At 70.4% G+C, this 22,467-nt stretch carries 20 protein-coding genes and 1 tRNA gene; 12 read left to right on the forward strand and 9 right to left on the reverse strand.

Features of this window, described 5'->3' with window-relative positions; all coding sequences use genetic code 11:
* The first annotated feature begins 17 nt into the window (after positions 1-17).
* Genes WBG79_RS10565 through WBG79_RS10580 form a run of 4 tightly spaced genes read left to right on the forward strand, consistent with a single transcriptional unit; the run spans position 18 to position 3,612 of the window.
* Positions 18-785, forward strand: coding sequence for an ABC transporter ATP-binding protein (locus WBG79_RS10565; protein ID WP_337357068.1), 768 nt, complete (start codon positions 18-20; stop codon positions 783-785).
* On the forward strand, positions 785-1,510 hold the full coding sequence (locus WBG79_RS10570; RefSeq protein ID WP_337357069.1) for an ABC transporter ATP-binding protein: 726 nt from the start codon (positions 785-787) through the stop codon (positions 1,508-1,510). The genes WBG79_RS10565 and WBG79_RS10570 overlap by 1 nt, the downstream gene beginning before the upstream one ends.
* 10 nt (positions 1,511-1,520) lie before the next feature.
* Complete coding sequence (locus tag WBG79_RS10575) at positions 1,521-2,537, forward strand: branched-chain amino acid ABC transporter permease (protein ID WP_337357070.1); 1,017 nt, start codon at positions 1,521-1,523, stop codon at positions 2,535-2,537.
* Between the two features lie 10 nt (positions 2,538-2,547).
* Positions 2,548-3,612: a branched-chain amino acid ABC transporter permease gene (locus tag WBG79_RS10580; RefSeq protein WP_337357071.1), complete on the forward strand. Its 1,065-nt coding sequence runs from the start codon at positions 2,548-2,550 to the stop codon at positions 3,610-3,612.
* Between the two features lie 73 nt (positions 3,613-3,685).
* Here the strand turns inward: WBG79_RS10580 and WBG79_RS10585 are convergent, their stop codons facing one another.
* The 3 genes from WBG79_RS10585 to WBG79_RS10595 form a co-directional block, all read right to left on the reverse strand.
* Positions 3,686-4,426, reverse strand: coding sequence for a hypothetical protein (locus WBG79_RS10585; protein WP_337357072.1), 741 nt, complete (start codon positions 4,424-4,426; stop codon positions 3,686-3,688).
* 456 nt (positions 4,427-4,882) lie between these two features.
* The gene (locus WBG79_RS10590) at positions 4,883-5,977 is read right to left on the reverse strand and encodes a S1C family serine protease (protein ID WP_337357073.1); all 1,095 of its coding nucleotides are present in this window, start codon (positions 5,975-5,977) and stop codon (positions 4,883-4,885) included.
* A gap of 76 nt (positions 5,978-6,053) precedes the next feature.
* The gene (locus WBG79_RS10595; protein ID WP_443147451.1) at positions 6,054-7,073 is read right to left on the reverse strand and encodes a cysteine synthase A; all 1,020 of its coding nucleotides are present in this window, start codon (positions 7,071-7,073) and stop codon (positions 6,054-6,056) included.
* Positions 7,074-7,422: 349 nt separating this feature from the next.
* On the opposite strand from WBG79_RS10595, the gene WBG79_RS10600 reads away from it, so the two are divergent.
* Together WBG79_RS10600 and WBG79_RS10605 are read left to right on the forward strand one after the other, a co-directional pair.
* Positions 7,423-8,076 (forward strand): ChrR family anti-sigma-E factor, encoded by a 654-nt coding sequence (locus tag WBG79_RS10600; RefSeq protein ID WP_337357074.1) that lies wholly within the window; start codon positions 7,423-7,425, stop codon positions 8,074-8,076.
* Between the two features lie 11 nt (positions 8,077-8,087).
* The gene (locus WBG79_RS10605; RefSeq protein ID WP_337357075.1) at positions 8,088-8,873 is read left to right on the forward strand and encodes an SDR family NAD(P)-dependent oxidoreductase; all 786 of its coding nucleotides are present in this window, start codon (positions 8,088-8,090) and stop codon (positions 8,871-8,873) included.
* Positions 8,874-8,907: 34 nt separating this feature from the next.
* Here the strand turns inward: WBG79_RS10605 and WBG79_RS10610 are convergent, their stop codons facing one another.
* From WBG79_RS10610 to WBG79_RS10635, 6 genes are all read right to left on the reverse strand, one after another.
* The gene (locus WBG79_RS10610; protein WP_337357076.1) at positions 8,908-10,473 is read right to left on the reverse strand and encodes an MFS transporter; all 1,566 of its coding nucleotides are present in this window, start codon (positions 10,471-10,473) and stop codon (positions 8,908-8,910) included.
* Between the two features lie 26 nt (positions 10,474-10,499).
* On the reverse strand, positions 10,500-11,735 hold the full coding sequence (locus WBG79_RS10615) for a cyclopropane-fatty-acyl-phospholipid synthase family protein (protein ID WP_337357077.1): 1,236 nt from the start codon (positions 11,733-11,735) through the stop codon (positions 10,500-10,502).
* Between the two features lie 15 nt (positions 11,736-11,750).
* On the reverse strand, positions 11,751-12,662 hold the full coding sequence (locus WBG79_RS10620) for a DUF1365 domain-containing protein (RefSeq protein ID WP_337357924.1): 912 nt from the start codon (positions 12,660-12,662) through the stop codon (positions 11,751-11,753).
* Positions 12,663-12,664: 2 nt separating this feature from the next.
* Positions 12,665-13,969 (reverse strand): NAD(P)/FAD-dependent oxidoreductase, encoded by a 1,305-nt coding sequence (locus WBG79_RS10625; protein ID WP_337357078.1) that lies wholly within the window; start codon positions 13,967-13,969, stop codon positions 12,665-12,667.
* 36 nt (positions 13,970-14,005) lie between these two features.
* Positions 14,006-15,493, reverse strand: a complete 1,488-nt coding sequence (locus tag WBG79_RS10630) for a cryptochrome/photolyase family protein (protein WP_337357079.1) — start codon at positions 15,491-15,493, stop codon at positions 14,006-14,008.
* 100 nt (positions 15,494-15,593) lie between these two features.
* Entirely contained in the window at positions 15,594-16,808 is a 1,215-nt protein-coding gene (locus WBG79_RS10635) for an acyl-CoA dehydrogenase family protein (protein WP_337357080.1), read from the reverse strand.
* Positions 16,809-16,952: 144 nt separating this feature from the next.
* Between WBG79_RS10635 and WBG79_RS10640 the strand changes: the two genes are divergently transcribed.
* From WBG79_RS10640 to WBG79_RS10665, 6 genes are all read left to right on the forward strand, one after another.
* Positions 16,953-17,027 (forward strand) — tRNA-Val (locus WBG79_RS10640).
* A gap of 138 nt (positions 17,028-17,165) precedes the next feature.
* Positions 17,166-18,008, forward strand: a complete 843-nt coding sequence (locus WBG79_RS10645; RefSeq protein ID WP_337357081.1) for a peptidoglycan-binding domain-containing protein — start codon at positions 17,166-17,168, stop codon at positions 18,006-18,008.
* A gap of 116 nt (positions 18,009-18,124) precedes the next feature.
* Positions 18,125-18,475, forward strand: a complete 351-nt coding sequence (locus tag WBG79_RS10650) for a hypothetical protein (RefSeq protein ID WP_337357082.1) — start codon at positions 18,125-18,127, stop codon at positions 18,473-18,475.
* A gap of 142 nt (positions 18,476-18,617) precedes the next feature.
* Positions 18,618-19,619 (forward strand): extracellular catalytic domain type 1 short-chain-length polyhydroxyalkanoate depolymerase, encoded by a 1,002-nt coding sequence (locus tag WBG79_RS10655; RefSeq protein WP_337357083.1) that lies wholly within the window; start codon positions 18,618-18,620, stop codon positions 19,617-19,619.
* Between the two features lie 138 nt (positions 19,620-19,757).
* Positions 19,758-21,584, forward strand: a complete 1,827-nt coding sequence (gene glmS, locus WBG79_RS10660) for a glutamine--fructose-6-phosphate transaminase (isomerizing) (RefSeq protein ID WP_337357084.1) — start codon at positions 19,758-19,760, stop codon at positions 21,582-21,584.
* A gap of 134 nt (positions 21,585-21,718) precedes the next feature.
* Positions 21,719-22,408: a DUF502 domain-containing protein gene (locus WBG79_RS10665; protein WP_337357085.1), complete on the forward strand. Its 690-nt coding sequence runs from the start codon at positions 21,719-21,721 to the stop codon at positions 22,406-22,408.
* Positions 22,409-22,467: the final 59 nt, after the last annotated feature.

The following is a 22,467-nucleotide window of genomic DNA, read 5'->3' on the forward strand; positions in this document are numbered from 1 at the left end:
CACGCCAGGGAAGGCCCATGCCCGTCCTCGAGACCCAGGACCTGACCATCCGCTTCGGCGGCCACGTGGCGGTCGACGGCGTCACCGCCGCCTTCGAGGCCGGCACGCTGACCGCCATCGTCGGTCCGAACGGGGCGGGCAAGACGACCTTCTTCAACCTCGTCTCCGGCCAGCTCAAGGCGACCGCGGGCCGAGTCGCCCTGAAGGGCCGCGACCTGACCGGGCTCGGCGCCGCCTCCCGCGCCCGGGCGGGCCTCGGCCGCGCCTTCCAACTGACCAACCTCTTCCCGAACCTCTCCGTGCGCGAGAACGTCCGCCTCGCCGTGCAGGCCCGGGCCGGGGGAGGGGCCGCCATGCTGAGCCTCGCCCGCGCCCATCGCGACTGGATCGCCCGGGCGGACGCCGTCCTGGCCGAGGTCAATCTGTCGGCCGTCGCCGGCTCTCCCGCCGCGGCCCTCAGCCACGGCGACAAGCGCAAGCTGGAGGTGGCGATCCTCATGGCGCTCGAGCCCGAGGTCTACATGTTCGACGAGCCGACCGCCGGCATGTCGGTCGACGAGGTCCCGGTCGTGCTCGACCTGATCCGCCGCCTGAAGGCGCGCGGCGACAAGACCATCCTGCTGGTCGAGCACAAGATGGACGTGGTCCGCTCCCTCGCCGACCGCATCGTGGTGCTGCACCAGGGGCGCCTCGTCGCCGACGGCGAGCCGGCCGCCGTGATCGCCTCGCCCATCGTCCAGGAGGCCTACCTGGGCGTCCCGGCCGGCCCCCGGGAGGCCGCCTGATGGCCGCGCTGCTCCTCGTCCTCTCCGGCGTCCACACCCATGTCGGCCAGTACCACATCCTGCAGGGCGTCGACCTGACGGTGCCCGAGGGCGAGCTCACCGTCCTCCTCGGCCGCAACGGTGCCGGCAAGACGACCACGCTCCGGACCGTCATGGGCCTCTGGCGCCCGAGCCGGGGCACCATCACCTTCGCGGGCCGCCCGGTCGGCGGGCTCGAGACGCCCGACATCGCCCGCGCCGGCATCGCCTACGTGCCCGAGAGCATGGGCATCTTCGCCGACCTCACGGTGCGCGAGAACATGATCCTCGCCGCCCGCGAGGGCCCGCCGGACCCGCGGCGCCTCGACTGGATCTTCGGCTTCTTCCCGGCGCTGCGGACGTTCTGGGACTTCCCGGCCGGCGTCCTCTCCGGCGGCCAGAAGCAGATGCTCTCGATCGCCCGCGCGATCGTCGAGCCGCGCCGACTGATCCTGGTCGACGAGCCCACCAAGGGCATCGCCCCGGCCATCATCGAGAGCATGATCGGCGCCTTCCGGGAGCTGAAGCGCGGCGGCACCACGATCCTGCTGGTCGAGCAGAACTTCCGCTTCGCCGCCAGCCTCGGCGACGGCGTCGCCGTCATGGACGACGGCCGCATCGTGCATGCCGGCCGCATGGCCGACCTCGCCGCCGACCCGGCGTTGCAGACGCGCCTGCTCGGCCTTTCCCTCGAAGCCCACCAGTGAGGCGGCCCCGATGACCGAGACGACCGCCGCCCCGACCGAGGCCCTGCCGAGGCTCCCGCAGGACCGGCTGCCGCTCCTGCTCGTCCCCGCGCTCGCCGCCGGCGCGTTCCTGCTGGTCCGCGACCCGACCACCTGGATCACCCTGACGCTCGCCGGCCTCGCCATGGGCATGATGATCTTCGTCATCGCCTCGGGCCTGACCCTCGTCTTCGGCCTGATGGACGTCCTCAACTTCGGCCACGGCGCCTTCATCTCGGTCGGCGCCTACCTGGCGCTGACGGTGCTGGGCCCTCTCTCCGGCTGGATGCAGGCCGACAGCCTGGCCCTGAACCTCTCCGCCCTGGCGCTCGCCGCCGTCGCCGCCATGGCCGGCACGGCGGTGCTCGGCGTCGTCTTCGAGCGCGTCATCGTGATGCCGGTCTACGGCCAGCACCTGAAGCAGATCCTGGTCACCATGGGCGGGCTGATCGTCGCCGAGCAGATGATCCACGTGATCTGGGGCGGCGACCAGAAGGCCATGGCGCTCCCGGCCGGTCTGCGCGGCGCCATCGTGGTCGGCGACGTCGCCATCGAGAAGTTCCGGCTCGTCGCCGTCGTGGTCGGGCTCGCGGTCTTCGCCACCATGATGCTCGTCCTCAACCGGACGAAGCTCGGCCTCCTGATCCGGGCGGGCGTCGAGAACGTCGAGATGGTCGAGGCGCTCGGCTACCGGGTGCGCCGCCTCTTCGTCCTCGTCTTCGCGGCGGGGTCCGCGCTCGCCGGCCTCGGCGGCACGCTCTGGGCGCTCTACCGGGAGACGCTGACGGCCGCGCTCGGCTCGGAGGTGATGGTGCTGGTCTTCATCGTCATCATCGTCGGCGGCCTGGGCTCGGTCGGCGGCTGCTTCCTGGGCGCGCTCCTGGTCGCCCTGACGGCGAACTACGTCGGCTTCCTGGCGCCGAAGGTGGCGCTCGCCTCCAACATCCTGCTCATGGCCGCCGTCCTGCTCTGGCGACCGAGCGGGCTCTATCCCGTGGCGAAGCGGTGAGGGCAGGGACATGACCCTCCTCTCCGGCGACCCGCCCCGCTCGCGCCTCCTCGCCGCGATCCTCCTCGCCATCGTGGCGGCGCTCGCCGCCGCGCCGTTTCTCTTCCCCGGCGCGCAGGCGCTGAACACGGCCGCCAAGATCTGCGTCTTCGTGGTGCTGGTGGCGAGCTACGACCTGCTGATCGGCTATGCCGGCATCGTCTCCTTCGCGCACACGATGTTCTACGGCATCGGCGGCTACGGCGTCGGCCTCGCGCTCTACGGCTGGGGGGCGACCTGGAGCGCGGCCGCGGGCGGCTTCGTGCTGGCACTCGGTCTCGGGATCCTGCTCGCGCTCGTCATCGGCCTCTTCTCGCTGCGCGTCCGGGCGATCTTCTTCGCCATGATCACGCTGGCGGTCGCTTCCGCCTTCGCGATCCTCGCCTCGCAGCTCTCCGCGCTCACGGGCGGGGAGGACGGCCGCTCCTTCCGGGTGCCGCCCGAACTCAGGCCGGCCTTCAAGCTCCTGGAGGACCCCGTCCTGGGGCTGGAGGTCAACGGCCGGGTGCTCGCCTACTACGTCCTGTTCGCAACCGCGGCGGCGCTCGTCCTGCTGGCGCTGCGGATCGTCAACTCGCCCTTCGGCAGCGTCCTCAAGGCCATCCGCGAGAACGACTTCCGCGCCGAGGCGCTCGGCTACCGGACGGTCGTCTACCGCACGAAGGTCAACTGCATCGCGGCCGCCATGGCGGTCGCCGCCGGCGGCCTCAACGCGCTCTGGCTCCGCTACACGGGCCCCGACACGACCCTCTCCTTCGCGATCATGCTCGACATCCTGCTTATGGTCGTGATCGGCGGCATGGGGACGCTCTACGGCGCCGTCATCGGCGCCACCCTCTTCATCCTGGCACAGACCTACCTGCAGAAGCTGATGGCCCTCGGCGCCGCCGCCACCGAAGGCCTGCCGCTCCTGCCGCACCTCATCCACCCGGACCGCTGGCTCCTCTGGCTCGGGGTCCTCTTCGTGGCGAGCGTCTATTTCTTCCCGACCGGCATCGTCGGCCGCCTCCAGGGCGGCAACGCCCGGGAGGATTGAACGAGGGCGGCGCCTGGCAGGGCCCGACGCCGTGCAACTCCCTCCGGTTCAGCCAGGCCCGCCGCGGCCGGTGTTACCCACCACCGCGTCCGCCTTCGGCCGAGCCACCGCCGCCCTCGGCCGATCCGCGTCCGCCTTCGGCCGATCCGCCGCCGGTATCGCCGCCGTGGCCGCCTTCGGCCGATCCGCCGCCGGTATCACCGCCGTGGCCGCCTTCGGCCGATCCGCCGCCGGTATCACCACCGTGCCCGCCTTCCGCCGATCCGCCGCCGGGTTCGCCGCCGTGGCCACCTTCGGCCGATCCGCCACCGGTATCGCCGCCGTGGCCACCTTCGGCCGATCCGCCGCCGGTGTTGCCGCCGTGGCCGCCTTCTGCCGAGCCGCCGCCAGTGCCGCCACCGCCGGTGCTGCCGCCGCCGGTGCTGCCGCCGCCGGTGTTGCCACCGCCGGTGCTGCCCCCACCGGTGCCGCCACCTCCGTTGCCGGAGTTGCCGATTCCGATGCCGCCGCGGCCCGAGCCGGACGACGACGTGCGCTGTCCAGCGGTCGACAGGCCGAAGTCAGGGTTGTCTCCGCCGGGCATGTGGGCGCAGAAGGCGGCGTTGCGCCAGGCGTCCGCGCCACAGAAGGTTCCCGTAGCGGCCCGGATCAAGGGCAGCCCGGCGCCGGGATTCGCCAGGGAGTCGGCCATGAGGGTGGCGGACCCGCCAACCTGTCCGGGCAGGGCCCCGGCTGCTCCGGGAAGAAGCAGGATGAGAGAAGGAGCCGTCAAAACGGCCATGGACAGCGAATTCAACTTCCTCACGATGGTCATGGACGCCTCCTTGTTCTAGGTAGCGGAAGAACTCCCTACATAGCTGCGGGTTCATGACTTGCCGGACGAAGTCGAATGGAGCGAACGGCAGGACGAACGGCAGGACACGCTCCGCACGATGACCGGTCCAGCAGATCATCGAGACCTGGGCAGCGGCAACTCTGTCAGGTCCGCGTGGCATACCGCGCTCGAAGGTCGGCCCGGAACGCTTTGAAGCCTTGTAAAAAATCCGGAGTTGGGCCTGTCGGCGGGAATGACCGGGTCACCGGTTGCGTCCGCCCCGGTTGCGACTTGCAACCGCCCCCGCTCCAGCAGCGGAAGGTCCTCGGCGGCCGGGTCGGCGCAGCCTCTACGGGTGAGGTCGGATTGATCACATTTTAGTCACATCGAGACGACCGTAAGTTTGGAACAAGGCCTCGACCCGCTGGACGGTGAAGGCCCGGGGACGCGGACCGGTCAGCGGCGCCCGGAGGCGACGTCGCGCACGATGACCTGGACCTCGAAACGCCGCCCGTTGCGCTCCACCACCAGGGTCATGGACCCGCCGATCCCGACGCTGGTCATCACCCGCCTGAGGTCCTGGAGTCGCCGTACCGGGCGCCCCTCGGCCGCCACGATGATGTCGCCGAGGCTCCCGGTCGCCTCGTCGATGCCGCGCAGGCCCGCCCGCTCCGCCGGCGACCCCGGCTGCGTGCGCACGACCACCAACCCGGCGATGCCGAGCCTCGCCGCCACCGCCTCGTCCCCGACCACGATGCCGATGCCCGGCGTCGGCGCCCGCCCGGTCCGGATCAGCTCCGGCACGATCCGGTTGACCGTGTCGACGGGAATCGCGAAGCCGATGCCGGCCGACGCCCCGGACGGCGAGAAGATCGCCGTGTTCACGCCGATGAGCCGCCCGCTCGAATCGAGCAGCGGCCCGCCGGAATTGCCCGGGTTGATGGCCGCGTCGGTCTGGATGACGTCGGTCAGCTCGGCGCCGCCGTCGGTCGGCAGCTGCCGCTGCAGCGCGCTGACGATCCCGGTCGTGAGCGTCTGGTCGAGGCCGAAGGGATTGCCGATGGCATAGACGCTCTGCCCGACCTTCAGCCCGGTCGAGGACCCGACCGCGAGCGGGGGCGGCGGGGTGGAAACCCGGCCGGGCGCCAGGACCGCGAGGTCGTTGTCGGGCGCGAGGCCGACCACCTCCGCGTCGACGATCTCGCCGGAGGAGAAGCGGATCCGCACACGCCGGGCGTTCTCCACCACATGGTTGTTGGTGACGATGTGGCCCGCCGCGTCCCACACGAAGCCCGTGCCGGAGGCCGAGCGGCCGCCGCCCTCGGCCGGTGCGAAGCTGGTGGCGGCCTCCGCGAAGACGTGAACGACGGAGGGCGAAACCTTCTGGAAGAGCTCGATCGCCGCCCGCTCGCCCGCGCCCAGCTCGGCCGCCGGCGTCACCGGCCGCGGCTGCTCGGCCGAATAGAGCCACCGCGCCACGTAGGGCTCGGCCGTCAGCGCGGTGAGGACAACCAGGAGGACGACGACGGTCCAGCGGGTGAAGCGATCCATGGTGGAGGCTCTCGCGGTCGGGTGCGGGCCGGCGTAAGCGCGTCGACCGCCTGTCCGTTCCCGCTGCGCCCGCGCTTCAGGCCGGCTCGAACGGGATCTCGATCGCCGAGCGCCGTTCGAGCCAGTGCGGCACGGGCAGGCCATGGGAACGCAGGAAACCGGGGTCGAAGAGCTTGGACTGGTACCGGGTGCCGTAGTCGCAGAGGATCGTGACGATCGTATGCCCGGGCCCGAGCTCGCGCGCCATGCGCACCGCGCCCGCCACGTTGATGCCGGACGACCCGCCGAGGCACAGGCCCTCGTGCTCCAGGAGGTCGAAGACGATCGGAACGGCCTCCTCGTCCGGGATGCGGAAGGCCATGTCGGGCGTGAAACCCTCCAGGTTGGCGGTGATGCGGCCCTGGCCGATCCCCTCGGTGATCGAGGAGCCCTCGGCCTTGAGCTCGCCCGCCGTGTACCAGGAATAGAGCGCCGCGCCGTGCGGGTCCGCGAGGGCGATCTTCACGTCCCGGGAGCGCTCGCGCAGGCCGGCCGCCGTGCCGGCGAGCGTGCCCCCGGTGCCGACTGCGGCGACGAAGCCGTGGATCCGGCCCTGCGTCTGTTCCCAGATCTCCGGCGCCGTGGTGCGGATGTGGCCCTCGCGGTTGGCCACGTTGTCGAACTGGTTCGCCCAGATCGCCCCGTTCGGCTCGCTCTTCGCCAGCGCGTCGGCGATGCGGCCCGAGATCTTCACGTAGTTGTTCGGGTTGCGATAGGGCACGGCCGGGACCTCGACGAGGTCGGCGCCGCAGAGCCGGAGCATGTCCTTCTTCTCCTGGCTCTGGGTCTGCGGGATCACGATCACGGTACGGAATCCCATAGCATTCCCGACCAGCGAGAGGCCGATGCCGGTGTTGCCCGCCGTGCCCTCCACGATCACCCCGCCGGGCCGCAGTGCGCCGCGCCGCACGGCGTCCTCGATGATGAAGAGGGCCGCCCTGTCCTTGACGGACTGTCCCGGGTTCATGAACTCGGCCTTGCCCAGGATCTCGCAGCCGGTCATCTCGGAGACCCGGCGGAGCCGGATCAGCGGCGTGTTGCCGATCGCCGCCACCATGTCGGGCTTGATGCTTCCTGTCGCCACGGCCGCTCTCCTCCGGCGCTGATCCACGTCTCGCCCGGGTTTATCGGCACGACGACTTGCATTATCAAGGCACGGGCTTGCGCTGACCGGCACCGGTCGGAGAATTTCCTTCACTGCAAGGTCAAAGCCGGGCCATTTTCGCGGCGGACCGACAGGATCGCATGTCGACGCCGCGGAGCCGGGCAGGCATGATGATCCATAGAAGCAGCGGTTTCGTAAGGGAACGTACTGATGCCCGTGAAGTGATCCGCATTGATCTCGGGACCGTAAGAAATTTCTAGGAAAGACCGGCGGCCCGTGTCGCCTGTACGGAAAGCGGCGAATGACCACGACGACCAACTCCTTCGATGCGATTCTGGCCGGCTATGCCGGTGGCACCCTTCCGGAACCCGCCAGGGTCCTGGTCTCCTCGCATCTGGAGCTCTCCGGACGCAATCGAGGCTACGTGCGCGACCTCGAGATGCTCGCAGGCTTGGAGCTGGAGGCGATCGCGCCGGTGCCCCTCAAGGGTCGTGACGAGAAGCTCGCCCGCATCTTCGCCCTGGGCGAGGCCTTGGAGCCACGCCCCGCGAGCAGGCCACGCGCTCCGCTCTCCGGGTCGCGCCTCCCGCGGCCCCTGGCCGAATTCCTCGGCCGCGACGTGGACGCCATCCACTGGCGGACGCTCCTCCCGGGCGTGCGCGAGTTCAAGGTCGGCAAGCGCGACGGCTGCGAATCGACCATGTACTGGATCCGCGGCGGCAAGCCGATTCCCTCCCATACCCACGAGGGCATGGAGCTGACGCTCGTCCTCGAGGGCGCCTTCTCGGACACCTCCGGCCGCTACGGCCCTGGCGACGTTTGCCTCGCCGACGACGAAGTCGACCACAAGCCGATCGCGGAGGCCGGTGTCGACTGCCTCTGCTTCGCGGTCACCGATGCTCCTCTGCGCCTGACCGGCCCGATCGGTCGCCTCCTCGCCCCCTTCCTGCGCTGAGCCCGCGCCCTATGGCGATCAGGCCGGCGGCCCCGGCCGATGGAATCGCCTGGGTGACGGGCGCGAGCTCGGGCATCGGCCGTGCCGTTGCCCTGACGCTGGCGCGTGACGGCTTCCGGGTCGCGGCGAGCGCACGTGGGGCGGAGGCCCTCGCTGAGCTTGCGGCCGAAGCCGCGTCCGCGGGGCTTTCCGTCGAACCCTTTCCGCTCGACGTCACCGACCCGACGGCCGCCGCGGCGGTGGTCGCCCGGATCGAGGCCGAGGCCGGGCCGATTGCGCTCGCCGTCCTGAACGCGGGCATCTATCTGCCGGTCTCCGGCGACACCCTGGACCCGGAGGCGTTCCGCACGAGCTTTCGGGTGAACCTCGAAGGCACCGTCAACACCCTTGCGCCCGTCTTGGCGCGCATGCGTGAGCGCGGCCAGGGTCAGATCGCGATCGTCTCCTCGGTCGCGGGCTATCGCGGATTGCCCACCTCGGCCGCCTACGGCGCCACCAAGGCGGGCCTCATCAACATGGCCGAGAGCCTGAAGTTCGATTGCGACCGGATGGGCGTGAAGCTGCAGGTCGTCAACCCGGGCTTCGTCGACACCCCCGCCACGCGTAGGAACGAGTTCCCCATGCCGGCTCTGATGCCGGTAGATACCGCCGCCGAGCGGCTCGTCCTCGGGCTCGCTTCGGCGTCCTTCGAGATCACCTTCCCGCGCCGCTTCACCTGGTGGCTGAAGCTCGGCCGCATACTGCCCTACCGCGCCTACTTCGCGCTGGCCAGCCGGATCATGGGCACGCGGAACTAGGATCCGGCGCCGCGGCCCGGCTGTGGGGCGCGTGTCATGCGGAGCCCTTCCTCTCCTGCTCTTTCAGGTGCGCTTCGATCTCCGCGCGCAGGCGGGCCTGCTCCTGGGCGCCGATGGGGAAGTTCCACATCAGGGCGACGGCGATCAGCTTCAGGACGACCGGCACCCAGGCATAGAGGATCGCGAGGGTCCACAGCGCCTGCGGGGTCTGCTGGACCGGCTCCGTGGAGCCCTGGCCGTTGCGGCTGTTGCGCGCGCTCGGGCTGCCGGCCTGGTCGGGGACGGGCGTGCGGGGGAGGGCGAGCGGTGCCTCGGGGCCGGGCGGCTGCACCTGCTGGAGCTGCTCGACCGGTGTCACGGTTCGCTTCGCCTCCGTCTTGAAGCCCATCGCGCCGAGGGCGACGAGGCTGAGGCCCATGGCGACGGAGAGTGCGATCTTGGTCGCCAGCGCCCAGATGGCGAAGTAGAAGCCCGTGTGCTGCTCGCCCGAGCGCGCCGTGTCGACGTCGATGACGTCCGCCTGGATGGACGGCGGCAGCATCAGGTCCGCGCCGACGGCGAGGCCCGTGAACAGCATGATCACGCCGAAGAGATAGACCGAGTTCGGTCCGATCTGGTGCTGGCCGATGAGCGGCGTCCACGCGAAGGCCGCGCAGGCCACGATCATGGCGACGCACCACGCGCGGTGCTTGGAGGTGCGCTTGGAGAGCCACAGCCAGAGCGGCGTCGAGAGCACGCCGAAGAGGAAGTAGAGCAGGAGGAACAGCCGCTGCATCTCCTCCGTGCCGTGCAGATAGTCGCGCACGAAATAGAGGATCAGCACCCCCGGGATGCCGTTCGCCATGTAGGAGAGCGCGAAGGCGGCGAGCAGCCTCAGGAACGGCTTGTTCGAGCCCATCCCCTTCAAGCTCGCGAAGAACTTGAGCGGATGGTGGGTCGTGTCCTTGGGCTCGGGAACGACCATGACGGTGCCGAACGCGAAGAGCGGCAGTGTGACGCCGACCAGCACCGACAGCGCTATCAGCACCGGTCGGTCGCCGTGGTGGCCGAGCACCGTCAGCACGAAGGGAAGCCCGGTCGCCACCAGCGTCCCGAGCACCACCATGACCTCGCGGGCCGCGAAGATGCGGTTGCGCCCGTAGTAGGTGGGCGAGGATTCGGCCGCCCAGGACTGGTGCGACAGGCTGAGCGCCGTGTAGCCGAGCGACAGCATGGCCGAGAAGACGAAGAGCCAGCCGGTCCAGAACCAGGTCTGGCTCACGTCCACGTTCGGGAACGGGTTGAAGACGAGGAGCGCGCCGATCGTCGTCGGGATCGCGGCGACGCCGAACCAGGTCCGCCGCCGCCCCCAGCGGGTCTTGATGTGGTCCGCGCCGTAGCCGATCAGCGGGTCGAGCACCGCGTCGATCAGCCGGACCGCGAAGAGGATGAAGCCCGTGGCGAACAGGCCGAGGCCGACCGTCTCGGCATAGTATTTCGGGACGATGATGACGAAGGGCAGCTGAAAGGCCGCCACCGGCAGCGCCGGCAGCGCGAAGGCGATGAGGCGGGCGAAGCTCAACTCACGGTCGGCGGCCGGAGCCTGACCTTTGACGGGCATGGGGGCGTTCATCAGGTCAAGTTACCTCAGTCGCCCCTCGTGTAGACGAGTTGGCGCACGTCGATGTTGCCGGAGCGGAAGCCTGCTTCGCAATAGTGGAAATAGTACTCCCAGAGACGCTTGAACCGATCGTCGAATCCGAGCGGGACGATCCGGGGCCACGCGTCCCAGAACCGCTGCCGCCATTCTGCGAGGGTCCGGGCGTAGTCCTGCCCGAAGATCTTCTCCGATGTCAACACGAGACCCGCCTTGCGTCCGAGGGCGGCCATGTGAGTCGGCGTCGGCAGCATGCCGCCGGGAAAGATGTAGCGCTGGATGAAGTCGGGCGTGCGACGGTAGGAGTCGAACAGGCGGTCCTGGATCGTGATCACCTGCAGCCCCGCCACCCCGCCGGGCTTCAGCGTTTCGCTCAGGCGGTCGAAGAAGGTCGGCCAGAACTTCTCCCCGACCGCCTCGAACATCTCGATGGAGGCGATCCGGTCGAATCGGCCCTCCACGTCGCGGTAGTCCTGCAGCCGCACCTCGACCTTGTCGCCGAGCCCCGCCCGCTGAATCCGCGCCGCCGCGAAGTCGTACTGCTCCCGGCTGATGGTCAGCGCCGTGACCTTGCAGCCGACCTCGCGTGCGGCGAACTCGGCGAATCCGCCCCAGCCGCAGCCGATCTCCAGCACCGAGTGGCCGGGCGCGAGCCGCGCCAGCTCGGCGAGCGTGCGATACTTCTTCAGTTGCGCGCTCGTCAGGTCCTCTTCGCGCCCGTCGTAGACGGCCGACGAATAGGTCATCGTCGGGTCGAGCCAGAGCTCGTAGAAGCGGTTGCCGAGGTCGTAGTGCGCCGCGATGTTGCGCCGGGAGCCCGTGCGGGTGTTGGCGTTGAGCCAATGCCGGAAGCGCAGGAACAGCCGGATCGGGAGGCTCGCGGCGAGATCCTCGATGATGATCTCGTGGTTGAGGCAGAAGAGCTCCAGGAAGGCGGTCACGTCCGGGCTCGACCAGTCGCCCTCCAGGTAGCTCTCGTGGATGCCGAGGTCGCCCGCGGTCAGCGCCCGCGAGATCACCGCCCAGGTCCTCAGCCGCACCTCCGCCTCCGGCCCGGCCTCCGGGCCCGCGATGCGGAAGCGCGATCCTTCCGGCGTCTGGATCGTCAGGGCCCCGCGCCTGAGCCTCAGGGCCGCCGCGAAGCCGGCGCGCGCGGCGCGTGGTAGTCCCCGCGTGGCGGTGGCCAGGTTGGCGTGGGTCAGCGCGACGGTCGCGGCAGGCGTCATCGGTCGTCTACCTCCTCAAACCCGGGACGGGGCAGCCCCGTCCTCCGCCCATACCACGTCGCGGTCCGTCCCGGCGCCCGTCCGCCCCGGACCGACCACCCCGTCGCCGACGCTGACCGGCGCGGGCGCCGCGGGTTTGGAGAAGAAGGGCACCCCCTTCAGCCAGAGCCGCGCCGCCTCGAAATGGATCGCGCCGATGATCTTCAGCGTCACCCAGGGAATCCGCAGGAATGATCGGACGAGCGCGGCGGACGTCAAGGGCTCGATGGAGGCTTGATAGGTCGCGGCGAGCAACGGACCGTCCGCGTCGGTCTCCAGGATGCGTATCCTGAGTGAGCGGCCGGGCGGCAGCACGCGGAAGAGGTAGCGCATCGCCATCGGCAGGAAGGGCGAGACATGGAAGAGCTTCGCCCGGGACTGGCGGATGCCTTCCGGTCCCTCCTCGCCGGTCCCGACCGGCGCGAAATAGGTGTGGCGCTCGCCGAAGGTGTTGCGCACCTCGTAGACGAGCGCCACCGGCCTGGCCCCTCCGCCGAAACAGAAATAGACCGAGAGCGGATTGAAGACGTAGCCGAGCACCCGCGGCGAGGCGAGCAGCAGCACCCGCTCGGGCCGCTCCGACAGACCCGCGGCGGCGAGCCCGCGGTCGATCCAGGGACGCAGCGGCGAGCCGTCCGCCGGTCCGTGGTCGCGCTCGTGGAGGGAGAAGAGGTTGAACCGCCCCACCGAGAAGAGGCGCGAACGCCGGTTCGCCTCGTCCAGCCGGTCGATGTCGACGAGGAGGGATGCGATCGTGTAGGCGAAGCGGTGCCCGACCGGCTTCAGCCGGGCGTGCATCACCGGCCCCTCGCACAGCGAGACCGCCTCCGCCGGCGGGCTGCCGTTCTCCGCCGCCGTGGTCGGGACCCGGTGGATGCCCCCCGGCATGGTCATTCCGCAGCCTCCAGGACCCGCTCGCGCAGCCGCCAGGGTACGGCGGCCCCGAGCCGCTCCGCCACCGCGAGGCCGGACAGCAGCCCGTCCTCGTGGAAGCCGTAGCCCGTCCAGGCGCCGCAGAACCAGGTGTTGCGCCGGCCCTGGATCTCGTCGAGCCGCCGCTGCGCCACGATCGCGGAGCGATCGTACTGCGGATGGTCGTAGGAGAAGCGGGCGAAGACGAGGCCCGGGTCCGGCTGCCGGTCGGCCGGCGGGTTGAGGGTGACGAAGAGCGGGAAGGCCGCCGGGATCCCCTGCAACGCGTTCATCCAGTAGGTAACGCAGACGTCCGAGAGGGTCTCGGGCCGCGACGGCTGGGTCAGCACGTTCCAGGAGGCCCAGGCGCCGCGCCGCCGCGGCATCAGGTTGGCGTCGCGATGCAGGATCGCCTCGTTCGGACGGTAGCGGACCGCTCCGAGGATCTCCCGCTCCGCCGGGGACGCGTCCGCCAGCGTGCGCAAGGTCTCGTCCGTGTGCGAGGCGAAGACGATCTGGTCGAACCGCTCCGTCCGGCCGGTCGTGTCCGTGACCGTCACGCGGTTGTCCGCGCGTTCCACCCGGACCACCTCCGCACCCGTCCGGATCCGGTCGGCGAAGGGGGCCGTCAGCTTCTCCACGTAGCTCCGGCTGCCGCCCGCGACCGTGCGCCAGAGCGGCCGGTCCATGTGGATGAGCCGGTGGTTCTCGAAGAAGGTCACGAAGGATGCTGCGGGGAAGTTCAGCATCTGGTCCTGCGGCGTCGACCAGATCGCCGCGCCCATCGGCACGATGTAGTCGGAGACGAAGCGCCCGCGGAAGCCGCGTGCCTCCAGCCAGTGGCCGAGCGAGGCGTCGCCGATCAGGCCAGCCTCCCGATCCGCCGTCGCGGTGCGGTTGAAGCGCAGGACCTCGCGCAACATCCACAGGTGCGAGGGCGAGAAGATCGAGCGCTTCATGGCGAAGAGCCCGGAGAGGAGCGGCTCGCCGCCCTTCCACTCGCGCTTGCCCCCGTCGACGGACACGGCGAAGCTCATGTCGCTCGGCTGCGTGACGACACCCAGATGGTGGAAGAGGGCGGTCAGGTTCGGGTAGTTCAGCTCGTTGTAGACGATGAAACCGGTGTCGACCGGGATCCGGCGGCCGTCGTAGTCGATCTCGACCGTGTTGGCGTGCCCGCCGGCGCGCGTCTCCTTTTCGTAGACCACGATCTCGTGGTCGCGATGGAGCGCCCAGGCGGCGGCGTTGCCCGAGATGCCTGTTCCGACGACGGCGATGCGCATGGAGAATTCGATCCTTTCGGAGGCGGGAGGCCGCGGTCAGGCCGCGTCTTGGTCGGACTTGAGTGTTTCGAAGGCGGTGAGCGCGCGGTCGCGCCCCTGATTGAGGTCGACGACGGGAAGCGGATAGTCGCGCCCGAGCCGCAGGCCGGCCGCCCGGAGCACCTCGGCGGGCGCCTCCCAGGGGCGGTGGACGAAGCGGGCGGGCAGGCGGGCGAGCTCGGGCACGTGGCGGCGCACGTAGCTGCCTTCGGGATCGAATTTCTCGCCCTGGAGGACCGGGTTGAAGACCCGGAAATAGGGTGCCGCGTCCGCGCCCGAGCCGGCCACCCACTGCCAGGAGGCCGCGTTGTTGGCCGGGTCGGCGTCGACCAGCGTGTCCCAGAACCAGGCCTCGCCGGCTCGCCAGTCCTGCAGGAGGTGCTTTACCAGGAAGGAGGCGACCACCATCCGAACCCGGTTATGCATCCAGCCGGTCGTCCAGAGCTGCCTCATCCCCGCGTCGACCAGCGGAATGCCCGTGAGCCCCCGCTGCCACGCCCGCAGAAGCCCCTCGTCGCGAGCCCAGGGGAAGGCGTCGAAGCGGCGCTGGAAGTTGACCGTGGCGAGATCGGGCCAGTGATGCAGCAGGTGCCAGGCGAATTCGCGCCAGCCGATCTCGGACAGGAACTTGTCGACATGCCGCCGGGCCGGGCGCCTCGGCCCGTCCTCCGCTGCCAGCAGCGCGGCCGCGCGCAACTGGAACGGCGAGACCTCCCCGAAGGCGAGATGCGGCGACAGGCCCGAGGTGGACGGCCGGTCGGGCCGGTCCCGCTCCTCCGCATAGGCGGCGAGCCCCGTCTCCAGGAAGGCCGCGAGCCTCGCATGCGCGCCGGCCTCGCCGGGCGTCCAGGTGTCCCTGAGGCCGCCCGCCCAGTCGGGCTTGCGCGGGGTGAGGCTCCAGTCCTCGAGCGCCTCCCCGTCCACCGTCCCGGTCCAGCCGGCGAGCGCAGCGGGGACGGGGAGGGGCGCCCGCGGTTCCTCGGCGGCCTGCGCGGCGCGCCAAAAGGGCGAATAGACCCGGAACGGCTCGCCGGCCCGGGTTTTCAGCGTCCAGGGTTCGTGAAGGAGGTTCGCCTGATGGCTGGCGACCTCCAGTCCGCGGGCCGCGAACGCCGCCTTGAGCCCGGCGTCGATCTCCCGAGCCGCGAGCTCGTAGCGGCGGTTCCAGTGCACCGCGCACGCCCCGACCGCCTGCGCGACCGCCGGCACCACGGCGCCGGCCGCCCCGCGCCGGAGGATCAGCCGGATGCCGTGCCGGCCGAGCTCCGCGCCGAGGGCCGCCAGCGAATGATGGAGCCACCAGCGACGCGCGCCGCCGAGCCGGCGCAGCCCGGGCGAGGCCTCGTCGAGCACGTAGAGCGCCGCCACCGGCCGGCCGCCCGCGGCGGCCGCCGTCAGGGCGGGATTGTCGGCGAGCCGGAGATCATCGCGGAACCAGACGAGGGCCGGGCCGCGTGGATCTTCGGTACGGGACGAGGAAGGCATGGACGCGCGCGACCCGATGCGACGGAGGAGACGAACTTGGGCATGTTACGTCAGTCCGGCGTCAGCGGATCAAGCGAAGCGCGTCACCGTTCCCCGAACGTCAGTGCACGGCGCCGGTCGCCGGCTCCGCATCGAGCCGGGTCGTCGCCGCCTGCGCGGCCATGAGTTCACGGGCGACGATCAGCTTCTGCACCTCCGTCGCGCCTTCGTAGATGCGAAGCGCCCGGATCTCGCGGTAGAGCCGCTCGACCATCTCGCCGGACACCACCCCCCGTCCGCCGAACAGCTGCAGGGCTCCGTCGATGACCTGCTGGGCCATCTCGGTGGCGGTCATCTTGGCCATGGCCGCCTCGCGCGTCGCGCGCTTCTGCTGCACATCGCGCGTCCAGGCCGCCCGGTAGGTCAGCAGGGCCGCGCCGTCGATCTGGGTCGCCATGTCGCCGAGCCGCGCCTGGGTCAGCTGGAAGTCGCCGAGGGTCTGGCCGAACATGCGCCGCTTGCCGGCATGCGTCAGCGCCTCGTCGAGCGCCCGCCGCGCGAAGCCCAGCGCCGCCCCGGCGACCGACGCCCGGAAGATGTCGAGGGTGCGCATGGCGATCTTGAAGCCCTCGCCGGGCGTGCCGACCAGCCGGCTCGCCGGCAGCCGACAGCCGCGGAAGCTGAGCCGCGCCAGGGGGTGCGGCGCCATCGTGGCGATCCGCTCCGCGATGCCGAAGCCGGGATCGTCGGGCAGCACGATGAAGCAGGAGAGGCCGCGCGTTCCCGGCGCCTCGCCGGTCCGCGCGAAGACCGTGTAGACGTCCGCGATGCCGCCGTTGGAGATCCAGGTCTTCTCGCCCTCCAGCACGTAGCCGTCGCCGTCGCGCGTCGCCGTCGTCGCGATGGCGCCCACGTCCGACCCCGCCTCCGGCTCGGAGAGCGCGAAGGCGGAGATCCACTCGCCCTTCGCCACCTTGGGCAGCACCGCGCGGCGCTGCTCCTCCGACCCGGCGAGGCTGATCGCCCCGGTCCCGAGACCCTGCATGGCGAAGGCGAAGTCGGCGAGCCCATCCCAATACGCGAGGGTCTCGCGGGTCAGGCAGACGAGGCGGGAATCGATCGCCTCCGTCAGCCCGCCATAGGCCGCCGGCACGCAGAGGCGCAGCATGCCGACGTCCCCGAGCCGGCGCACCAGCGCCCGGCAGGCCGCGTCCGGGTCGTGGTGGTCGATGGCGAGGAGCCCGCCCGCCGAGATCCACTTGTCGAGCGCGGCGATGATCTCCCGGTGGCCCGGCGAGAAGAACGGCCAGTCGAGATGGTCGCGGGACGGGCTCATGGGGCAGCTCCTCGGGCGCGTTCGGATCGCCCTTCCATAACGCGTCGCCGCCGGGCAGGCCAGCCGGCGCCCGAGCCCCTTGCGGCCCCGCCCCCCGCGGCGATAAAGCATTCCCCGGCGGGCCCGGCCCGCCGCCGGTCCGGCGGGCGGTTAGTTCAGTGGTAGAACGCGGGTTTTACACACCCGGTGTCGGGAGTTCGATTCTCTCACCGCCCACCAGACCCGCCCCGCACTGTCGCCGCGCACGGTAAGTTGACGCCCTCGGCCCCGCCAACATGCCAGTATGACTGGCGGCGTTCGGCGCCGGGCGGCCGCTCTTGCCTTTTTCCGTTTGTTGGCGATTCAGCCGGGTGTTTCATGTCCGTGGGATTGTTGAAGACGGGCCAGCTGCTCTCCGTCGGCAGTCGTGGCGCCGAGGTGATGCGGGTCCAGCGGCTTCTCAACCTTTACCCGCCGTCCGCATTCCCGGACCTCAAGCCGGACGGCATCTTCGGTGAGCGCACCCGCAAGCGGGTCGTCGAGTTCCAGACGAACGTGGGCCTGCGGGCCGACGGGATCGTCGGTCCGGTGACCGTGCGGGCCCTGTGCATGACGCTTCCGGAGATGCGGGCTTTCGCCGAATCCTACCGCCAGATTATCGAGGAGGCCGGTGCCGGGGGCGAGCAACTCGCCGTCTACGATCGTCAGATCAACGCCAACATGAATGCCCTGACGCCGGTTGCGGCGGTCCAGGTCGTGGTCGTGGTAGGACTGGTTCTCGCGGTCATCATCGTCTTCTATATCGCGATGCTGAACCTTCTTCCGGAGCACCAGCGTGCACACCGGGAGTTCGCGAAGGTTGTCGAGCGAAAGATCGACGAGCTTAGGGAAATCCTGAATCTTCCGACCCCGCTGGAAGCCGCAAAGTCGATCGTCGAGAACGTTCGAGAGACGGTCAAGGAGTTCATCGAGACCCTGAAGCGCAATAGGCTCAACTGCAACCAGACTCCCGAAAAGCTCCTGGAGTGTCAGAAGGAAAGCATGGCCGTCGCGGTGGCGACCCAGAACCTCCTGCACAAGCTCGAGCAGCTGACGTTCATTGGCAGCCGCGGCTTCAAGCTGGACGATCTCTTGACCGGGATCCTGGTCTCCGTAGCTGCGCTGGTGAAAGCCTATTCGGATCTCGGCCGCTGCCTGGAGTGCGATCACATCATATTCTAGGGGGTCCTACTGCCGCCGACCTTGCCCGAAAACGTCGAACCTCCCCGCATTGACTTCGTTACGGCATGGGGTACACCCATGCGCGGGGGTACTCGGGCTCCTTGGAGGGTGTCTCAATGAAGAAGTTGATCCTTGTCGCCGGCCTCGCGCTGGGGGCTTTCGCGGCCGCTCCGGCGTCGGCACTGCCGGTCGCCAAGATCACCGGCGCCGAAAGCGCACCGCGCGCAGACTCGGTCGCCTGGTACTGCAACGGGAAGGGACACTGCGTCCAGGGCGTGCGCCCCGGCTACGTCGTGCGCCAGGGTTGGGCGCCGACCTGCGTCGGCGACTACTACTGGGACGGCTATCGCTGCGCCGTCCGGATCCGGCCCGCGCCGGTCGTCGTGGTGAAGCCCGCCAAGCCGGTCGTCGTGGTCAAGCCCGCGCCGGTGGTGGTGAAGCCCGCCGTCAAGGTGAAGGTCTACTGATCCGTCCTACCCGACAGGATGGTCGCGGGGCGCCTTCGGGCGCCCCGTTTTGTTTCGCCCGCCGGGAACGTCACGCGGTTCCGTCTTGTTCTTCATGTTGCGCTGCACAATATCGGATGCCAGCATGGCGGCGAGGTGGACGATGCTGGATGGAACGCTCCTCGACGACGCGTCGGCCGGACGGGGCGGCACGCTGACGGCCGTGCCGGACTTCGGGGCCAATCCGGGACGCCTCGGGATGGTGCTGGCGCTTCCCGCCGGGATCGGCACGGAGCCGGTGCCCCTGGTCGTCGTCCTGCACGGTTGCCTGCAGACGGCGGCCGCCTACGACCGGGCGAGCGGCTGGTCCGCGCTCGGCAGCCGCCACGGCTTCGCGGTGCTCTATGCCGAGCAGCAGAAGCGCAACAACCCGAACCGCTGCTTCAACTGGTTCCTGCGCAGCCACACCACGCGCGGTTCCGGCGAGGCCGCCTCGATCCGCCGCATGGTCGAGCATGCCGGGGAGCGCGCGCCCATCGATCCCGCCCGGATCTACGTCACCGGCCTTTCGGCCGGCGGCGCCATGGCGGCGGCCCTGCTGGCCGTCTATCCGGACGTCTTCGCGGCGGGCGCGGTGGTGGCCGGCCTGCCGTTCCGGGCGGCGACGACCCTGCGCGGCGCGGTCGACGCCATGGCCAACGGCACGGGCCGCAGCCCCGAGGACCTGGCCCTCGCCGTGAAGGGGGCGAGCCCGCACGGCGGCCCCTGGCCCCGGCTCGCCGTCATCCACGGCGACGCGGACCGCACGGTCGCGCCCGCCAACGCCGAGGACCTCGTGGGGCAGTGGCGCGCCCTCGCCGGACTGCCCGACCGGCCCACCCGCGAGCAGGCGGCCGGCGCGCTGCGCCGCCGCGTCTGGCAGGGAGCGGACGGCGTCGCCCTGCTGGAGGATCTTCGCATCGCCGGCCTCGGCCACGGCGCGCCGACCCTCGGCCCCGCCGCCGGCCCGTTCTTCCTCGACGCCCCCGCCTCCGCGACCCACGAGGCCGCCCGCTTCTTCGGACTGCCGGTATCGCCGCCCGAGGCCGCGCCCGCCCCAGCGCATGCGGACCTGCTCCACCGGGTCGGCGGCTTCCTGCGCCGGCTCCTCAGCCGATCCTCCTGATCGCGTCGCCGCCTAACCCGATATCAACCCGCTGGCGTTAGGATCCCGTCACGACACGAAACAGAAAGTGATTGTGCAGCGCGGCGCGGCCTCCGCTATCCCTTGTCGAGGGGGCGGGACCGGACGGAGGAACGGATCATGTGCGGTATCGTCGGGATCGTCGGCAACGTGCCGGTCGCGCCTCTGCTGGTCGACGCGCTGAAGCGCCTCGAGTACCGCGGCTACGATTCCGCCGGGGTCGCCACGCTCGAGACGGGCGGCGTCCTCGCCCGACGTCGGGCGGAAGGCAAGCTTCGCAACCTCGAGGCCAAACTCGCCGCCTCGCCGCTCGGGGGCCTGATCGGCATCGGCCATACCCGCTGGGCCACCCACGGCGCCCCGACCGAGGCGAACGCCCACCCGCACGCCACCGACAAGGTCGCGGTCGTCCACAACGGCATCATCGAGAACTTCCACCAGCTCAAGGACGAGCTGAAGGCCAAGGGCCGCGTCTTCGCCTCCGATACCGACACCGAGGTCATCGCCCACCTGGTCACGGTCGAGCTGGAGCGCGGCCTTTCGCCCGTCGACGCGGTCGGGGGCGTGCTGAAACGCCTGACCGGCGCCTTCGCGCTCGCCTTCCTGTTCCCCGGCCACGACAACCTGCTGATCGGTGCCCGCCGCGGCTCCCCCCTCGCCGTCGGCCACGGCCAGGGCGAGATGTATCTCGGCTCCGACGCCATCGCGCTCGCCCCCTTCACCGACCAGGTCACCTACCTGGAAGAGGGCGACTGGGTGGTCGTCACCCGGCAGGGCGCCACCATCCGCGACGAGAACGACACGGTCGTGCAGCGGCCCATGGTGGTCTCCGCCGCCACGGCCTTCATGGTCGACCGCGGCAACTACCGCCACTTCATGGCCAAGGAGATCCACGAGCAGCCCGACGTGATGGGCCGCACGCTCGGCCAGTATCTCGACTTCGGCACCGGCCGCACCCGCCTGCCGGCGCTGCCCTTCGACTGGGCGCGCCTCGACGGCATCACCATGTCGGCCTGCGGCACGGCCTTCTACGCCGGCCTCGTCGCCAAGTACTGGTTCGAGCGCTTCGCCCGCCTGCCGGTCGACATAGACATCGCCTCGGAGTTCCGCTACCGCGAGACCCCGATGAAGCGCGGCGGCCTGGCGCTGTTCATCTCCCAGTCCGGCGAGACGGCCGACACCCTGGCGTCCCTGCGCTACTGCCGCGCCCAGGGCCAGCACATCGCTGCCGTCGTGAACGTCACGACCTCGACGATCGCCCGCGAATCCGACGTGGTGTTCCCGACCCTCGCCGGGCCCGAGATCGGCGTCGCCTCCACCAAGGCCTTCACGTGCCAACTCGCCACACTCTGCGCGCTGGCCGTCGCCGCCGGCCGGGCGCGCGGGGTGCTCTCCGATGCCGACGAGGCGAAGCTCGTCCAGGCCCTCGCCGAGGTGCCGCGCCTCGCCGCCCAGGCCCTGCGCCTGGAGGTGCAGATCGAAAGGCTCGCCCGCCGGATCTCCAAGTCCCAGGACGTCCTCTATCTCGGCCGCGGGACGAGCTATCCGCTCGCGCTCGAAGGGGCCCTGAAGCTCAAGGAGATCTCCTACATCCACGCCGAGGGCTACGCGGCCGGCGAACTGAAGCACGGCCCGATCGCCCTCATCGACGAGAAGATGCCCGTCGTCGTGATCGCCCCCCACGACCGGATCTTCGAGAAGACCGTGTCCAACATGCAGGAGGTCGCCGCCCGCGGCGGCCGCATCATCCTGATGACAGACCCGAAGGGCGCCGCGGAGGCGACCATCTCGGCGGTCGAGACGATCGTGCTGCCCGAGATGCCCGCGACCGTCACGCCGATGATCTACGCCATCCCGATCCAGCTCCTCGCCTACCACGCCGCCGTCCTGATGGGCACGGACGTCGACCAGCCGCGCAACCTCGCCAAGTCGGTGACGGTGGAATAGCAGAATCCTCGGCAGACGCGCCGAGCCGGGCGTCCGCGCTTCCTCTCTATGCGGACGCCGTTCGACGCCCCATCTTTTGCAGCGCGAGCAAGGTCGCTAGCATGACGGGCCGGAGCCGGGGACGGGAAGCGCGCATGGTTGAGGACCACCAGCGGCCGAGCGCGATGGCGCAGCTGCGCAACAACTTCGTGACCGGGATCGTCGTCATCGGCCCGCTCGCGATCACCATCTTCCTGGCGCGCTGGTTTCTGGAATGGGTCGACTCCACGGTCAAGCCGCTGATCCCGGCCGCCTGGAACCCGGACAGCTATCTCCCCTTCGCGGTGCCCGGCTTTGGCCTGATGGTCGCGCTCATCGGCATCACCATGCTGGGGGCCATGACGGCGAGCCTGATCGGCCGCTCGCTGATCTCCTACGGCGAGCAGCTCGTCGACCGCACCCCCTTCGTCCGGCCCGTCTACAAGACCATCAAGCAGGTCTTCGAGACGGTCATCTCCAACCGAGCCAACAGCTTCTCCCAGGCCGGCCTGATCGAATGGCCGCGCAAGGGGCTCTGGTCGATCGTCTTCCTGTCCGCGCCCGCACGCGGCGAGATCGCCGACAAGCTCGGCCCGGACGAGGACTACGTGACGGTGTTCATCCCGACCACCCCGAACCCGACCGGCGGCTACATTATGTTCGTCCCGCGGCGCGACGTGCGCATCCTCGACATGTCGGTGGAGGACGCCGCCAAGCTCGTCATCTCCGCCGGCCTCGTCATGCCGGAGGAGCGCGCCCGCCTCACCGAGGCCGGCACCGCGCGCGTGGTCGACCCGGTGCTCTGAGGTCCGCCCGCGTTTGCCTGCCCGCCTCCTCCCTGCTAGAGCCCTCGCCCGACCTCCCG

The sequence above is a fragment of the Prosthecomicrobium sp. N25 genome (assembly GCF_037203705.1).
Taxonomy (GTDB): Bacteria; Pseudomonadota; Alphaproteobacteria; order Rhizobiales; family Ancalomicrobiaceae; genus Prosthecodimorpha.

What these genes read in the sequence shown, in the direction of transcription:
- WBG79_RS10595 (WP_443147451.1), bottom strand. Translation starts at nt 7,073, where the DNA reads ATGGTGGCGGCGATCGGCAACACGCCGCTGATCCGGCTCCGCCGGGTC.
- WBG79_RS10575 (WP_337357070.1), top strand. Translation starts at nt 1,521, where the DNA reads ATGACCGAGACGACCGCCGCCCCGACCGAGGCCCTGCCGAGGCTCCCG.
- WBG79_RS10655 (WP_337357083.1), top strand. Translation starts at nt 18,618, where the DNA reads ATGCTGGATGGAACGCTCCTCGACGACGCGTCGGCCGGACGGGGCGGC.
- WBG79_RS10605 (WP_337357075.1), top strand. Translation starts at nt 8,088, where the DNA reads ATGGCGATCAGGCCGGCGGCCCCGGCCGATGGAATCGCCTGGGTGACG.
- WBG79_RS10630 (WP_337357079.1), bottom strand. Translation starts at nt 15,493, where the DNA reads ATGCCTTCCTCGTCCCGTACCGAAGATCCACGCGGCCCGGCCCTCGTC.
- WBG79_RS10625 (WP_337357078.1), bottom strand. Translation starts at nt 13,969, where the DNA reads ATGCGCATCGCCGTCGTCGGAACAGGCATCTCGGGCAACGCCGCCGCC.
- WBG79_RS10650 (WP_337357082.1), top strand. Translation starts at nt 18,125, where the DNA reads ATGAAGAAGTTGATCCTTGTCGCCGGCCTCGCGCTGGGGGCTTTCGCG.
- WBG79_RS10615 (WP_337357077.1), bottom strand. Translation starts at nt 11,735, where the DNA reads ATGACGCCTGCCGCGACCGTCGCGCTGACCCACGCCAACCTGGCCACC.
- WBG79_RS10570 (WP_337357069.1), top strand. Translation starts at nt 785, where the DNA reads ATGGCCGCGCTGCTCCTCGTCCTCTCCGGCGTCCACACCCATGTCGGC.
- WBG79_RS10610 (WP_337357076.1), bottom strand. Translation starts at nt 10,473, where the DNA reads ATGCCCGTCAAAGGTCAGGCTCCGGCCGCCGACCGTGAGTTGAGCTTC.
- WBG79_RS10585 (WP_337357072.1), bottom strand. Translation starts at nt 4,426, where the DNA reads ATGACCATCGTGAGGAAGTTGAATTCGCTGTCCATGGCCGTTTTGACG.
- WBG79_RS10565 (WP_337357068.1), top strand. Translation starts at nt 18, where the DNA reads ATGCCCGTCCTCGAGACCCAGGACCTGACCATCCGCTTCGGCGGCCAC.
- WBG79_RS10600 (WP_337357074.1), top strand. Translation starts at nt 7,423, where the DNA reads ATGACCACGACGACCAACTCCTTCGATGCGATTCTGGCCGGCTATGCC.
- WBG79_RS10645 (WP_337357081.1), top strand. Translation starts at nt 17,166, where the DNA reads ATGTCCGTGGGATTGTTGAAGACGGGCCAGCTGCTCTCCGTCGGCAGT.
- WBG79_RS10635 (WP_337357080.1), bottom strand. Translation starts at nt 16,808, where the DNA reads ATGAGCCCGTCCCGCGACCATCTCGACTGGCCGTTCTTCTCGCCGGGC.
- WBG79_RS10665 (WP_337357085.1), top strand. Translation starts at nt 21,719, where the DNA reads ATGGTTGAGGACCACCAGCGGCCGAGCGCGATGGCGCAGCTGCGCAAC.
- WBG79_RS10580 (WP_337357071.1), top strand. Translation starts at nt 2,548, where the DNA reads ATGACCCTCCTCTCCGGCGACCCGCCCCGCTCGCGCCTCCTCGCCGCG.
- glmS (WP_337357084.1), top strand. Translation starts at nt 19,758, where the DNA reads ATGTGCGGTATCGTCGGGATCGTCGGCAACGTGCCGGTCGCGCCTCTG.
- WBG79_RS10620 (WP_337357924.1), bottom strand. Translation starts at nt 12,662, where the DNA reads ATGCCGGGGGGCATCCACCGGGTCCCGACCACGGCGGCGGAGAACGGC.
- WBG79_RS10590 (WP_337357073.1), bottom strand. Translation starts at nt 5,977, where the DNA reads ATGGATCGCTTCACCCGCTGGACCGTCGTCGTCCTCCTGGTTGTCCTC.